Here is a 12,501-nt window from a genome sequence, read left to right as displayed (position 1 = left end):
AGCAGACCATGGCGTACCACGCCGATACCGAGATGCACGCCCGCGCACGACGAGTCGCCGAACGCGACCGACTCTTCGCGACGATGCTGTGTGTCGCCGGTGCGCACCGGACACCCGCCGGCCCGGACGACGAGGCGCCCATCACCGAACCCATCGCGGTGATCGGCCGCACCGAGCAACCTGCCTCCTGGCTCAGCGCGGGCTGAGACGGATCAGGCCAGACTGCGTAGCCGCTGCATCAGGCCGGGCTCCTCCGGCTCGGCATCGGGATCCCACACGTACGAACTCTCTCCGAGGTCGGCACCGGCCTCGGCGAACACCTGGTACTGCTTCTCGCCGCCCAGAGTGCCCAACAGGAAGCCGGTCAGCAGGGCCCGCACCGTCTTCTGCGTCGCCTTGTCGGACCGGCCCGCTCCGAGCGCACCGCGCACCGAGATGCCCTCGGCGAAACCACCGGGATCCGCCCCGGGAACGATCCGCAGGTCCGTCGACGCCCCGTACCGCAGTGACAGCACGCCCGCGTTCGAGCCCATCGAGTGCTCGCCGCCCTCCGCGGCCAGGATCAGCGCCTTCGCGTCGGTCTGCTCGACGGCCTGCTCCGCGCGGGGCGAGGTGGGCGCCGGGAACAGTGCGGCGAGCGCCTCGATCCGGTCGTCGGCGGCCGCGGCGATCAGCGCCGCCCCCACTCCCCAGCCGTGGCCGACCACACCGCGGACGGTGCTGTTGACGGTGATGTCACCCTCGCCGAGACGGACCTCGGTGAGCACGTCGAGCGCGGTCGCGATGTCGAGCGCGAGTTTGGCGTCGGAACCGAGCAGACCGCCCTCGGTGTCCGGAGCTGCCACCACCAGACCCCACGAGGCGAGATGCTCGAGCGTCTTGCGGTACCGCTTCGGCGGCGTCAGCCAGTCGTGCGCGAGGACCACCGCGGGCAGGTTCACGCCGCTCTCCGGGGTGTAGATCACGCCCCGCACACCGGCCACCCCCAGATCGCCCCTGAGCACGCGATGCGGGCCACGGCCCTGCAACTGCTTCACCAGCTTGTTCGCATCAGTCACGCCGCTCACGTTAGCCGATCTGCAGTACCGTGGCGCTGGTGCGGCACTACCACCTTCCCGGCGCCGTCCGCGACGCCGAGGCGCCCCTGCTCGCGGCCCTGCCGCCCGGCACGTTGATGCGGCGCGCGGCACACGGTCTGGCGCGGGTCTGCGTCGCAGAACTGGCGGCCCGCACCGGCGGTGTCGCCGGACGCCGGGTGAGCCTGCTGGTCGGGTCCGGCGACAACGGTGGCGACGCCCTGTTCGCCGGCGCCCTCCTGCGCAGACGCGGAGTGCGGGTCGAGGCGATCCTGCTCGTGCCGGATCGCGCGCACGGCGAAGGGCTCCGGGAGCTGCGCCGAGCGGGCGGCCGGATCGTGGACCGCCCGGACCGCCCGGACCTGGTCATCGACGGCATCGTCGGGATCAGCGGGCGTGGTGCGCTGCGTACGGATGCCGCGCGGATCGTCGCCGAGCTGACCGCACCGATCGTGGCCGCCGACACACCCTCGGGTGTGGATGTGTGCACCGGGACCGTGCACGGCCCTGCGGTGTCGGCAGCGGTCACCGTCGCCTTCGGAGCGCTCAAACCGGTGCACGCTCTCGCTCCGGGACACTGCGGCCGGGTCGAAACGATCGACATCGGGCTGCAGCTCGGTCCCGCAGCACTGACCGCCCTCGACGACGCCGACGTCGCCGCGCACTGGCCCGTGCCGGGCGCCGGCGACGACAAGTACAGCACCGGAGTGCTCGGCATCGTCGCCGGTGATGCCCGGTACCCGGGGGCGGCGGTGCTGTCGGTGGGGGCGGCCGTGCGCGCCACCTCGGCGATGGTCCGCTACGCCGGACCGGCCCGGGCGGCGGTGCTCAGCGCCTGGCCCGAGGTCGTGGGCAGCGAGGAGGTCGGAGACGCCGGGCGGGTACAGGCCTGGGCCGCCGGTCCCGGGATGGGGGTGGACGAGGACGCCGCGGATCGGCTCGCGGCGGTGCTCGACCAGGACCTGCCGACGGTGCTCGACGCCGACGCGCTGACCCTGCTCGCGGAACACCCCGGCCTGCTCGCCGGCCGGACGTCGCCGACCGTGCTCACCCCGCACGCCGGGGAGTTCGCCCGGTTGATGAGCCCCGTCGGGCGGGACCGGATCGCCGCCGCACGTGAGGCCGCCCGGGAGTTCGGGGCGACGGTCCTGCTCAAGGGACACCGGACGGTGGTCGCCGGACCGGACGGGCGGGTCGTGGTCGACACGGCCGGATCGTCGTGGGCGGCCACGCCCGGTTCCGGGGACGTGTTGACCGGCATCGTCGGCACACTGCTCGCCGCCGGACTGGACCCGGTCGACGCCGCTTCCTGCGCGGCCCGGGTGCACGCTCTGGCCGCCGCCCGCGCCGCCGACGGCGCCCCCACCAGTGCCGCTGCGATCAGCGGCGCGATACCGGAGGTGCTGCGCCAGGTCCTGAAAACCGGGGAACCTGATCTAGGCTGACAGCGCCATGAAGACACAGCTCCCGCTCACCGGGCTCACGGGGCTCACCGCTCGGATCGACCTGAGCGCCCTCGCCCACAACACCGCGGTCGTGGCCGCGCACGCGCCCACCGCCGCGGTGATGGCTGTTCTCAAGGCGGACGCCTACGGTCACGGTGCGCTGCCGGTGGCCCGCGCCGCACTGGCGGGCGGCGCCCGCGAGTTGGGCGTCACCACCATCGACGAGGCTCTGGTGCTGCGCGAGGGCGGCATCGACGTCCCCCTGCTGAGCTGGCTCAGCACCAGCGGGTACGAACGGGCCATCGACGCCGACGTGCGGCTGGGAGTGAGCTCACCGCGGCAGCTCGCGGGCATCGCCGCCGCGGCGAGGATCGTCGGCCGCCCGGCGACGGTGCACGTGAAGGTCGACACCGGTCTCAACCGCAACGGCGTCGCACCCGACGAATGGGCGACGACGCGGGACGCCCTGGTCGAGGCCGAACGCGCGGGGCTGGTGCGGGTCCAGGGGATCTTCACGCACCTCGCGCACGGCGACGAACCCGCGCACCCCTTCCTGGACGTGCAGCGTGACGCGCTGACCGCCCTCGTCGCCGATGCCCGGGCGCACGGCCTCGACCCGGCCCAGGTCCACGCCGCGAATTCCGCGGCCTCGCTGACCCGCCCCGACCTGCACTTCGACCTGGTTCGTCCGGGTATCGCACTGTACGGCGGGGTGCCGGTGCCCGAGCGCGACTTCGGCCTGCGCCCGGTGATGACCTTCGCGGCGCCGGTGATGCTGATCAAACGGATCCGTGCCGGTGACGGCGTCAGTTACGGGCACAGCTGGATCGCGCCGCACGACACCGTCGTCGGGTTGATCCCCGCCGGGTACGCCGACGGTGTCTGGCGCCCGCTCAGCGGCCGCATCGAGGTTGCGATCGGCGGTCGTCGGTTCCCACAGGTCGGCCGGGTCTGCATGGATCAGTGCGTACTCGACCTCGGCCCCGACGGTGGCGGCGTCCGCGAGGGCGACACCGCGGTGCTGTTCGGTGACGCGCCGGGCGCCGACCAAGCGCACGACTGGGCGCAGCGACTCGGCACCATCGACTACGAGGTTCTCACCGGCGTGCGCGGGCGCGCCGTCCGGACGTACACGGGGGAGCTGTGAACGACGAAGATCCCGGCCAGGTACACATCCCCGAGCCGATCCGGGTGCCGGGACCGGCGCTGCTGGCGGGCCTGAGCACCGGGGTGGCGGTGGCCGCGCTGACCGGGATGTCGGCGGTCGCGCGCACCCTGGGCCTGCGGGGGGCCGGTGTGGATCCGATCACCCCGGACGATCTGGTCTTCCGTGCCGACCGGGAATCGATCGTGATGAGTTCCGACGGGGTTCCACTGCACGTGCGCGAGGTGGGGTCGCGCACCGCGCCGATGACGGTGCTGTTCGTGCACGGTTTCACCCTGCGCACCGGGTCCTGGGTGCTGGTGATGCGGGAACTGCGGCAGCGGTGGGGCGACGATGTGCGGATGGTCTTCCCGGACTGTCGCGGGCACGGCGATTCCGGTGCGTGCACGCCCGAGCAGAGCACCGTCGGCATGCTCGCGGACGACATCGCCACGGTGATCGAGGCCGTGATCCCGCAGGGCCCGGTGGTGCTGGTGGGGCATTCGATGGGCGGTATGGCGATCTGCGCGCTGGCCACGGCGCGCCCGGACCTGATCGGGCCCCGGGTGGTGGGGGTGTCGATGCTGGGGACCGCCTCACACACACTGACCGACGTGGGGCTGGCCGCGGCGCTGCGCAATCCGGCGCTCGGGCTGCTGCGGGTGGCGATCGGCTGCGCGCCGGCGGTCGTGGGCCGCGGGCGGGCTGCGATCACGCCGATCGCGGTTCCGTTCATCACCGCCGGGGCCTATGCGCCGGGGGATCGCAGCGCGACGATGACGGAGTTCTCGTCCACCATGAGCCTGACAGCTCCGCTCGGCGCCTACGCCGGGTTCATGCCGGCGCTGGAGAACTACGACGAGCGCGGCGCGTTGCCGGTGCTGCGCGGGATCGAGGCCTCCGTGGTCTGCGGCGATCACGACTGGATGACACCGCTGCGCAAGTCCAAGGCGCTGGCGCAGGCGCTCGACTGCGAGCTGATCGTGCTCGCGAACACCGGGCACATGCTGGTCCTGGAATCTGCGCCGCGGGTGGCGAACACCATCGCCCGGCTGGTGGCCAGGACGGCCGCGCAGTGAGCGCCGCGGAACGGGTGCTGCCCGAGGTCGAGGACACCGAGGCGCTCGGCCGGGAGATCGCCGGGCAGCTGCAGGCCGGTGACCTGGTGATCCTGGACGGTCCGCTCGGGGCCGGGAAAACAGCCCTCACCCGCGGTATCGCCGCAGGTCTGGGGGTGCAGGGGCGGGTCTCCTCGCCGACCTTCATCATTGCCCGTGAGCATCGGTCCGGTGTGGCCGGCGGTCCGGGGCTGGTGCACGTTGACGCCTACCGCCTGGGCGGACTCGACGAGCTCGATGCGCTCGACCTCGACACCGATCTGCAGGAGTGCGTGGTGGTGGTCGAATGGGGGCAGGGGGTGGCCGAGCGATTGACGGACCGGCATCTGATGGTGCGGCTCCGGCGCGCTGAGGGGACCGACGTCCGCACCGCCAGGTGGGAGTGGGTCGACGGGGTGTAGCCGCCCCGTGTTCCTCGGGGGAGCCGGCGATCGCGGTCGTGGTGGTGAACGCGGCGGTCACGGCCGGCCGGCCACGGTGCAGATACAGGCGTGATTGCCCTGGGCGTCGGCGAGCACCCAGAAGCTGGGGGCGTGCTCATCGGACACCAGGTGGCCGCCGGCTTCGAGGGCGGCGTCGATCCGGCCGCGGGCCTCGCTCGGGTCGACCCATACGTCGAGATGGAACCGCTGGCGGGGTGTCTCGTGCGGGCCGGTGCGCTGGAACCACAGCGTCGCGTCGGAGCCGTGCGCGCGGATTTCGAGGTCACCGTCGTCATCGAAGGTCTCGGCGTTGAGCAGTGCCGACCAGAACGGCGCGATCTCAGCGGCGTCGGCGGTGTCCAGCCCGAGCTCGACCACGGACAGTTCGCCGGGATTGGCGGTGATGGACCGCTCGCGGGCGAGCTCGGAGAAGCGTGCCGCAAGCCGTCGGTCGCGGTCGGTCACGCCACCGACGTCGTGACTGTAGAGCAGCACGTCGACGGTGCCGTAGCGCAGTGTGAGGTCGGGGTGATGATTCGCCGCCTCCGCTTCCGCAGCGAACGCGGTGACCAATTCCAGGCCCGCGGTGAAGTCGCGGGTGCGGAACCGGGTGTGCAGGCCGCGGACGAGTGGTGCCCAGTCGTGGAGGGAATCGGATTTCTCGCTCATACCTCCATGGTGCGCCCCGGGGCTGACGAGTTCGGGCTAACGGCGGAGTTCGGACGGGCGCCGCCGGTGACACCTGGCCGCCACCGCACGACCATCCGTGCCGAGCGGGCCGCACCGCCGCCGAGCACCGTCGAACCGCTCCTCGAGTCCACCCTCGGCGGAACCCCGCGGGTCGCCGGGCGGCGGTGTCGCGGCCGAGGTGCGCGGCCGGGCCTGCCGGCTCCGGACGACCAGCCGCGGCCCTTCTGGAGTGCGGTAACCTGCACGTATGTACGTGCTCGCCCTGGACACCGCCACGCCGGCGCTCACGGTGGGCATCGTCGACTCCGGGACCGGAGCCGTACTCGCCCGCCGTGACCGCGTCCACTCGCGCGGCCACGCCGAGGTGCTGGTGCCCTTCCTGCTCGAATGCCTCACCGAGGCCGGCCTGCAACGATCCGACCTCGGCGCGATCATCGTCGGCTGCGGCCCGGGCCCGTTCACCGGACTGCGCGTGGGCATGGCCACCGCCGCCGCCTTCGGTGACGCCCTCGGGATCGAGGTCCAAGGTGTGTGCAGCCTGGACGCCATCGCAGCCGCCGACCGAGCCGCCGCCGGCGCGGGCGACACCCGGGACGTGGTCGTGATCACCGACGCACGCCGCAAAGAGGTCTACTGGGCCCGCTACGCGGGCGGTGCCCGGACCGCCGGACCGGGCGTGATCAAACCCGCTGAGCTCGATACCGACGGTGCCCGCACCGTCGAGGGGTCGCCGACGCCGAGCAGTCTCGTCGCCGTCGGCAAGCACCTGCTCGGCACCACCCCGGCGCCCTTGGTCCCGCTGTACCTGCGTCGCCCCGATGCCGTCGAAACGGCCGCGCGTGTGTGATGTCCGGATCGGGCCGCTGCGTCCCGACGAGGCGCAGCGCTGCGCCGAACTCGAAGCCGTCCTGTTCGACGGTGACAGTCCCTGGCCCGCATCGGCCTTCGCGCCGCAGCCGCACACCCGCTTCTTCGCCGCCCGCAGTCGTTCCGGCCGTGAGCATTCCGCCGGTGAGCATGCCGGCGGTGAGTCGGAGCACCTCATCGGCTACGCCGGGATCGGACTGCTGGGAAACACCTTCTTCCCCGAGTCCGAGGTCCTCACCATCGGCGTCGACCCCGCGCACCAGGGCCGAAAAGTCGGCTACGCCCTCCTGCGGGCTCTGCTCGACGAGGCGGACAGGCACGGCGGAGCGGTCTTCCTCGAGGTTCGGACCGACAACGACGCGGCGCGCGCGTTGTACGAGCGCAACGGTTTCGTCACCGTCGGGCTGCGGAAGAACTACTACCGGCCCTCGGGAGCGGATGCGTACACGATGAAGCGGGAACCGGTGGCGGAGGAGAGCGTCCGATGATCGTCATGGGAATCGAGAGCTCGTGCGACGAGACCGGTGTGGGCATCGTCGAATGGGACCCGCAGAGCAGGACCGCGGTGCTGCTCGCCGACGAGGTCGCCTCCTCGCAGGACGAGCACGCCCGCTACGGGGGAGTGGTGCCCGAGGTCGCCTCCCGTGCGCACCTCGAGGCCGTCGTCCCGACGATGCACCGCGCCCTCGCCGCAGCCGGGGTGGACCGCCCCGACGCTCTGGCCGTCACCATCGGGCCCGGCCTGGCCGGGGCACTCCTGGTCGGCGTCGCCGCCGCCAAGGCCTACGCCGCGGCCTGGGACGTGCCCTTCTACGGCCTCAACCACCTGGGCGGACACGTCGCCGTCGACACCCTCGAACACGGTCCGATGCCGCCGTGCATCGCGCTGCTGGTCTCGGGCGGCCACACCCACCTGTTGCACGTCACCGACCTCGGTGCGCCGATCACCGAACTCGGGACCACCGTCGACGACGCCGCCGGGGAGGCCTTCGACAAGGTCGCGCGACTGCTGGGTCTGGGTTACCCGGGTGGGCCGGTGATCGACGAGCTCGCACAGCAGGGCGATCCGCAGGCGATCCGGTTCCCCCGTGCGATGACCCGGCAGCAGGACGCCCGGCACGACTTCTCGTTCAGCGGTCTCAAGACCGCGGTCGCCCGTCACGTCGAGGCGGAGAACGCCGCCGGTCGTGCGCTGAACATCGCGGACATCGCCGCCTCGTTCCAGGAGGCGGTGGCCGACGTCCTCACCTTCAAGGCGGTTCGAGCGGCGCAGGACACCGGCGTCCGGACCATGGTGCTGGGCGGTGGTGCGACGGCGAACTCGCGGATCCGTTCGCTCGCGCAGCAGCGGTGCGACGCAGCGGGGATCGAACTGCGGGTGCCGAAACCGCGTCTGTGCACCGACAACGGGGTGATGATCGCGACCCTCGGAGCGCACGTGATCGACGCCGATCCGACGCCGACGGATCTCGGAGCGGCCACCGATCCGGGGTTGTCGGTCACCCGTACGAAGCTCTGAACCGCCCGTCGCGGGATCGGCGGCCGGTCACTGCCCGCAGAGGTACTCGCGGATCCCGCACTCGGCGGCCTCGGCGCGCAACACCGCGCGCTGGGTGGGCCGGGCCTGGTGGTAGCGCTCGGCCCCGGCCTCGGTGATCCGGGTGAACACCGAGCGGCGGTCGTTCTCGCACATCGAGCGGGTCGCCAGGCCGTCCTTCTCCAGTCGCGCGACCAGGCGCGACAGAGCAGACTGGGACAGGTGTACGTGTTCGGCGAGGTCAGACATCCGGACCTTGCCCGACGGGGTCGCCTTGGCGCAGTCCGCCCGGGCCAGCTGTTCGAGCACCTCGAACTCCGACGAGCTCAGGTCGTGCGCGGCCAGTGCGCGATCGAGGGCGCAACTCAGACGGGTGTAGTCGCGCATCAGCCGGTGCCATTGCTCGGCGAGCGCGTCGTCGTCGACCGTTCGATCGTCACCTTTGACGCCCATGCCCGCAGTTTACACCCGGCGCCCGCAAAATATTCCTCAGAAATAAATGTAGACACATTCAATGCAAGCGCATAGAGTTCGGGAGGTGACTACGACACGCGAAACCTCGACAACCCCGTCGCACGGACCGGCTGATCTCGTCACCACCGCGTCCGGGTGGACCTCCCGAACCTGGCTCCTGCTGCTCGTCCTGTGCGGCGCGCTGTTCCTGGACGCCCTCGACATCTCGATGGTGGGCGTGGCGCTGCCCTCCATCAAGGCCGCCCTTGGCATGGAACCGTCCGCGCTGCAGTGGATCGTCTCCGGCTACGTCCTCGGCTACGGCGGCCTGCTCCTGCTCGGCGGCCGTGCTGCCGACCTGATCGGGCGCCGTCCCGTCTTCCTCTCGGCGGTACTGGTCTTCGGCGTCGCCTCCGTGGCGACCGCCTTCATCGATGTTCCGGCGGCACTGATCGCGCTGCGCTTCGTCAAGGGGGTCGCCGCGGCGTTCACCGTCCCGGCGGGCCTGTCCATCATCACCACGACCTTCGCCGAGGGGCCGGCGCGCAACAAGGCCTTCTCCATCTACACCGTGTGCGGTGCATCAGGCTTCTCGCTCGGCCTGGTGTTCGGCGGCCTGCTCACCGAGGTCTCCTACCGGCTCACCCTGCTCTTCCCCGGGCCGATCGCGCTCGCGCTCGCACTCGTCGGCTGGCGGGTGATCGCACGCACCGCGCCGTCGGAGAGGTTCACGCTGCGCCGCTTCGACGTGGCCGGAGCCCTGACCTCCACCGGCTCGCTGCTGCTGCTGGTCTTCACCGTGGTGCAGGCGCCGCATCGGGGCTGGGCATCCGCGACCACGCTCACGCTGTTCACCGTCTCGGCGTTGCTGGCGGCGGCGTTCATCGTGATCGAGCTCAAACATCCGCACCCGCTGGTGCGACTGGGAATCCTGCGCTCGGTGCGCCTGGTGCACGCGAACCTGGCCGGCTTCGTGATGTTCGGCGGCTACGCCGCCTTCCAGTTCCTGGTCACGCTGTACGTCCAGGATTCGCTCGGGTGGAGCCCGGTCGCGATGTCGCTGGCGTTCCTGCCGGCCGGCCTGCTGGTGGTGGCCTCGGCCACCAAGATCGACGCGGTGCTGGACCGGGTCAACAGCACCGTCCTGGTGGCCGTCGGCCTGACCGCCTTCCTGGGCGCGTACGTGTGGTTCCTGCGCGCCGAGGCGGGGGCGAGCTACTGGCTGTTCCTGTTCCCGACGATCCTGTTGCTCGGTGTCGGATTCGCGCTCACCTTCCCGGCGGTGAACGCCCAGGCCACCTCCGGGGTGGACGACGACGAGCAGGGGCTGGCCTCCGGATTGCTCAACACCTTCATCCAGGTCGGCGGCGCGGTGATGATGGCCGTGGTCACCGCGATCACCACCAGCGCCGGCGCACAGGCCGTCCCGGGGCACCTGCTACCCGGGATGACCACGGCTATCGCGGTGGTGGTGGGGCTGACTCTGGTCGGCCTGGCCGGCACCGTCTCGGTGCTCGCGCTCGCCCGGCCGGCCAGACCTTGAAGTGCTAGCACTCACGTGGGTAGAGTGCTAAGTGGTTCGTGTGGCCGGGTCCGTCCCGGTCGCACAAGGTGACGCCGGCACCCGCGACGACGGCTGTGACTTTCGGGCCAGACAAACATGACACCGATATCCATACATGGAGGCGAACTGTGGCAAGCGTGAACATCAAGCCGCTTGACGACAAGATCCTGGTCAAGGCCACCGAGGCGGAGACCGCCACCGCGTCCGGGATCATCATCCCGGACACCGCCAAGGAGAAGCCGCAGACCGGCACCGTCGTCGCCGTGGGCGAGGGCCGCGTGACCGAGCAGGGCACCCGCATCCCCACCGGCATCAACGAGGGCGACACGGTGCTGTACAGCAAGTACGGCGGCACCGAGTTCAACTACGACGGGCAGGAGTACCTCGTGCTCAGCTCGCGTGACGTCCTCGCCGTGATCGGCAAGTAAGCGGCCGCACACGTGTGGAACCGGACCGCCCCGCCCCGATGCCGGGGCGGGGCGGTCCGCTTTTCCTCTGAGCTTAGGAGCTAGTGAACATGGCTAAGCAGATTGAATTCGACGAGCGGGCACGCCGCAGCCTCGAGGCCGGCGTCGACGAGCTCGCCGATGCGGTGAAGGTGACCCTCGGACCCCGCGGCCGGCACGTCGTGCTCGCCAAGGCCTACGGCGGCCCCGTCGTCACCAACGACGGTGTGACCATCGCCAAGGAGATCGAGCTGGAGGACCCGGTCGAGAACCTGGGCGCCCAGCTGGTCAAGTCCGTCGCCACCAAGACCAATGACATCGCCGGCGACGGCACCACCACCGCGACCGTCCTGGCCCAGGCCCTGGTCAAGGAGGGGCTGCGCAACGTCGCGGCCGGCGCGAACCCGATCGAGTTCGGCAAGGGCATCGGCGCCGCCGCCGACAAGGCCGCCGAGATCCTGCTCTCCCAGGCCACCGAGGTCGACGGTGAGAAGGCGATCGCGCAGGTCGCGACCGTCAGCTCCCGTGACGAGGAGCTCGGCGAGATGATCGGCTCCGCGATGACCAAGGTCGGCGCCGACGGTGTCGTCACCGTCGAGGAGAGCTCGGGCGTCGAGACCGACGTCGTGGTCACCGAGGGCGTGCAGTTCGACAAGGGCTACATCTCCCCGAACTTCGTCACCGACGTCGAGGAGCGCAAGGTCGTCTTCGAAGACGCCCTGGTGCTGCTGCACCGCGACAAGATCACCTCGCTGCCGGACTTCCTGCCGTTGCTGGAGAAGATCCTCGAGACCGGTAAGCCGGTCCTGATCGTCGCCGAGGACGTCGAGGGCGAGCCGCTGTCGACGCTGGTGCTGAACTCGCTGCGCAAGACGATCCGCGCCGTGGCCGTCAAGGCCCCGTTCTTCGGGGATCGCCGCAAGGCCTTCCTGGAGGACCTGGCGATCGTCACCGGCGGCACCGTGATCAACACCGATCTGGGCCTGAACCTGGCCACCGCCGGGATCGACCTGCTGGGCACCGCCCGCCGGGTCGAGGTCACCAAGGACGCCACCACCATCGTCGACGGTGGCGGCGACGCGGCAGCGGTCAAGCAGCGTGCGGAACAGATCAAGGCCGAGATCGACGGCAGTGATTCCGATTGGGACCGCGAGAAGCTCTCCGAGCGGCTGGCCAAGCTGGCCGGCGGCGTCGCGGTGATCCGGGTCGGCGCGCACACCGAGACCGAGCTCAAGGAGCGCAAGCACCGCGTCGAGGACGCGGTGTCCGCCGCTCGCGCCGCGGTCGAGGAGGGCATCGTCTCCGGCGGTGGTACCGCACTGGTGAAGGTCAGCGCGCAACTGGCCGATCTGGAGGACGGCGCCGACGGTGACTTCCGGCTCGGCGTGCGCGCCTTCCGCCGGGCACTGACCGCCCCGCTGTACTGGATCGCGGTCAACGCCGGCGAGGACGGCGCGGTCGTGGTCAACCAGGTCACCGAGACCGGTCAGGGCTTCAACGCCGCCACGCTGCAGTTCGGTGATCTGATCGCCGAGGGTGTCATCGACCCGGTCAAGGTCACCCGCAGTGCCGTGGTGAACGCGGCTTCGGTGGCCCGCATGGTGCTCACCACCGAGGTCACCGTCGTGGACAAGCCGGTCGAGGAGGCCGACGACGCCCACGCCGGTCACTCCCACTAGGTCGTCGCTCCACCGACGAGATCGCCCCCGGCCGGCAGGCCGGGGGCGATCTTCGTCCGT

At 71.1% G+C, this 12,501-nt stretch carries 14 protein-coding genes; 11 read left to right on the top strand and 3 right to left on the bottom strand.

What is annotated here, in order from left to right:
- Positions 1–8: 8 nt before the first annotated feature.
- Complete coding sequence (locus tag ACYVHG_RS05545) at positions 9–206, top strand: hypothetical protein (RefSeq protein ID WP_461166420.1); 198 nt, start codon at positions 9–11, stop codon at positions 204–206.
- Between the two features lie 6 nt (positions 207–212).
- Here the strand turns inward: ACYVHG_RS05545 and ACYVHG_RS05540 are convergent, their stop codons facing one another.
- Entirely contained in the window at positions 213–1,058 is an 846-nt protein-coding gene (locus ACYVHG_RS05540) for a dienelactone hydrolase family protein (RefSeq protein ID WP_461166419.1), read from the bottom strand.
- 38 nt (positions 1,059–1,096) lie between these two features.
- Here ACYVHG_RS05540 and ACYVHG_RS05535 point away from each other — a divergent pair, with 38 nt between their 5' ends.
- The 4 genes from ACYVHG_RS05535 to tsaE are packed head-to-tail and all read left to right on the top strand — an operon-like array spanning position 1,097 to position 5,184.
- Positions 1,097–2,521 carry an NAD(P)H-hydrate dehydratase gene (locus tag ACYVHG_RS05535; protein ID WP_461166418.1) on the top strand — a complete coding sequence of 475 codons (1,425 nt, stop codon included), beginning with the start codon at positions 1,097–1,099 and terminating at the stop codon, positions 2,519–2,521.
- A gap of 7 nt (positions 2,522–2,528) precedes the next feature.
- Positions 2,529–3,668, top strand: coding sequence for an alanine racemase (gene alr, locus ACYVHG_RS05530; protein WP_461166417.1), 1,140 nt, complete (start codon positions 2,529–2,531; stop codon positions 3,666–3,668).
- The gene (locus ACYVHG_RS05525) at positions 3,665–4,744 is read left to right on the top strand and encodes an alpha/beta fold hydrolase (RefSeq protein WP_461166416.1); all 1,080 of its coding nucleotides are present in this window, start codon (positions 3,665–3,667) and stop codon (positions 4,742–4,744) included. Before alr ends, ACYVHG_RS05525 begins: the two co-directional genes overlap by 4 nt.
- Positions 4,741–5,184 carry a tRNA (adenosine(37)-N6)-threonylcarbamoyltransferase complex ATPase subunit type 1 TsaE gene (tsaE, locus tag ACYVHG_RS05520; protein ID WP_461166415.1) on the top strand — a complete coding sequence of 148 codons (444 nt, stop codon included), beginning with the start codon at positions 4,741–4,743 and terminating at the stop codon, positions 5,182–5,184. Before ACYVHG_RS05525 ends, tsaE begins: the two co-directional genes overlap by 4 nt.
- A 57-nt stretch (positions 5,185–5,241) precedes the next feature.
- Here the strand turns inward: tsaE and ACYVHG_RS05515 are convergent, their stop codons facing one another.
- Positions 5,242–5,874 (bottom strand): 4a-hydroxytetrahydrobiopterin dehydratase, encoded by a 633-nt coding sequence (locus ACYVHG_RS05515; RefSeq protein ID WP_461166414.1) that lies wholly within the window; start codon positions 5,872–5,874, stop codon positions 5,242–5,244.
- Between the two features lie 268 nt (positions 5,875–6,142).
- Here ACYVHG_RS05515 and tsaB point away from each other — a divergent pair, with 268 nt between their 5' ends.
- From tsaB to tsaD, 3 genes are read left to right on the top strand one after another with little or no spacing between them, the layout of a single operon-like run.
- Entirely contained in the window at positions 6,143–6,742 is a 600-nt protein-coding gene (gene tsaB, locus ACYVHG_RS05510) for a tRNA (adenosine(37)-N6)-threonylcarbamoyltransferase complex dimerization subunit type 1 TsaB (protein WP_461166413.1), read from the top strand.
- Positions 6,714–7,250 (top strand): ribosomal protein S18-alanine N-acetyltransferase, encoded by a 537-nt coding sequence (gene rimI / locus ACYVHG_RS05505; protein ID WP_461166412.1) that lies wholly within the window; start codon positions 6,714–6,716, stop codon positions 7,248–7,250. Before tsaB ends, rimI begins: the two co-directional genes overlap by 29 nt.
- Positions 7,247–8,281 carry a tRNA (adenosine(37)-N6)-threonylcarbamoyltransferase complex transferase subunit TsaD gene (gene tsaD / locus ACYVHG_RS05500; protein ID WP_461166411.1) on the top strand — a complete coding sequence of 345 codons (1,035 nt, stop codon included), beginning with the start codon at positions 7,247–7,249 and terminating at the stop codon, positions 8,279–8,281. The genes rimI and tsaD overlap by 4 nt, the downstream gene beginning before the upstream one ends.
- Before the next feature lie 27 nt (positions 8,282–8,308).
- Here the strand turns inward: tsaD and ACYVHG_RS05495 are convergent, their stop codons facing one another.
- Positions 8,309–8,752 carry a MarR family winged helix-turn-helix transcriptional regulator gene (locus ACYVHG_RS05495; protein WP_461166410.1) on the bottom strand — a complete coding sequence of 148 codons (444 nt, stop codon included), beginning with the start codon at positions 8,750–8,752 and terminating at the stop codon, positions 8,309–8,311.
- A gap of 61 nt (positions 8,753–8,813) precedes the next feature.
- Here ACYVHG_RS05495 and ACYVHG_RS05490 point away from each other — a divergent pair, with 61 nt between their 5' ends.
- The 3 genes from ACYVHG_RS05490 to groL all read left to right on the top strand — a co-directional run bounded on the left by ACYVHG_RS05490 (position 8,814) and on the right by groL (position 12,441).
- Positions 8,814–10,295 carry an MFS transporter gene (locus ACYVHG_RS05490; RefSeq protein ID WP_461166409.1) on the top strand — a complete coding sequence of 494 codons (1,482 nt, stop codon included), beginning with the start codon at positions 8,814–8,816 and terminating at the stop codon, positions 10,293–10,295.
- Positions 10,296–10,444: 149 nt separating this feature from the next.
- Complete coding sequence (gene groES / locus ACYVHG_RS05485) at positions 10,445–10,744, top strand: co-chaperone GroES (RefSeq protein WP_461166408.1); 300 nt, start codon at positions 10,445–10,447, stop codon at positions 10,742–10,744.
- Between the two features lie 89 nt (positions 10,745–10,833).
- Positions 10,834–12,441, top strand: coding sequence for a chaperonin GroEL (gene groL, locus ACYVHG_RS05480; protein WP_461166407.1), 1,608 nt, complete (start codon positions 10,834–10,836; stop codon positions 12,439–12,441).
- The last annotated feature ends 60 nt before the right edge of the window (positions 12,442–12,501 follow it).

The sequence above is a fragment of the Tsukamurella serpentis genome, from assembly GCF_054780975.1.
Note: the sequence above shows the minus strand (reverse complement) of the source record. Positions and strands in the feature narration are given on the sequence as shown.

What these genes read in the sequence shown, in the direction of transcription:
- tsaB (WP_461166413.1), top strand. Translation starts at nt 6,143, where the DNA reads ATGTACGTGCTCGCCCTGGACACCGCCACGCCGGCGCTCACGGTGGGC.
- ACYVHG_RS05545 (WP_461166420.1), top strand. Translation starts at nt 9, where the DNA reads ATGGCGTACCACGCCGATACCGAGATGCACGCCCGCGCACGACGAGTC.
- ACYVHG_RS05495 (WP_461166410.1), bottom strand. Translation starts at nt 8,752, where the DNA reads ATGGGCGTCAAAGGTGACGATCGAACGGTCGACGACGACGCGCTCGCC.
- tsaD (WP_461166411.1), top strand. Translation starts at nt 7,247, where the DNA reads ATGATCGTCATGGGAATCGAGAGCTCGTGCGACGAGACCGGTGTGGGC.
- rimI (WP_461166412.1), top strand. Translation starts at nt 6,714, where the DNA reads ATGCCGTCGAAACGGCCGCGCGTGTGTGATGTCCGGATCGGGCCGCTG.
- ACYVHG_RS05515 (WP_461166414.1), bottom strand. Translation starts at nt 5,874, where the DNA reads ATGAGCGAGAAATCCGATTCCCTCCACGACTGGGCACCACTCGTCCGC.
- alr (WP_461166417.1), top strand. Translation starts at nt 2,529, where the DNA reads ATGAAGACACAGCTCCCGCTCACCGGGCTCACGGGGCTCACCGCTCGG.
- ACYVHG_RS05490 (WP_461166409.1), top strand. Translation starts at nt 8,814, where the DNA reads ATGCAAGCGCATAGAGTTCGGGAGGTGACTACGACACGCGAAACCTCG.
- groL (WP_461166407.1), top strand. Translation starts at nt 10,834, where the DNA reads ATGGCTAAGCAGATTGAATTCGACGAGCGGGCACGCCGCAGCCTCGAG.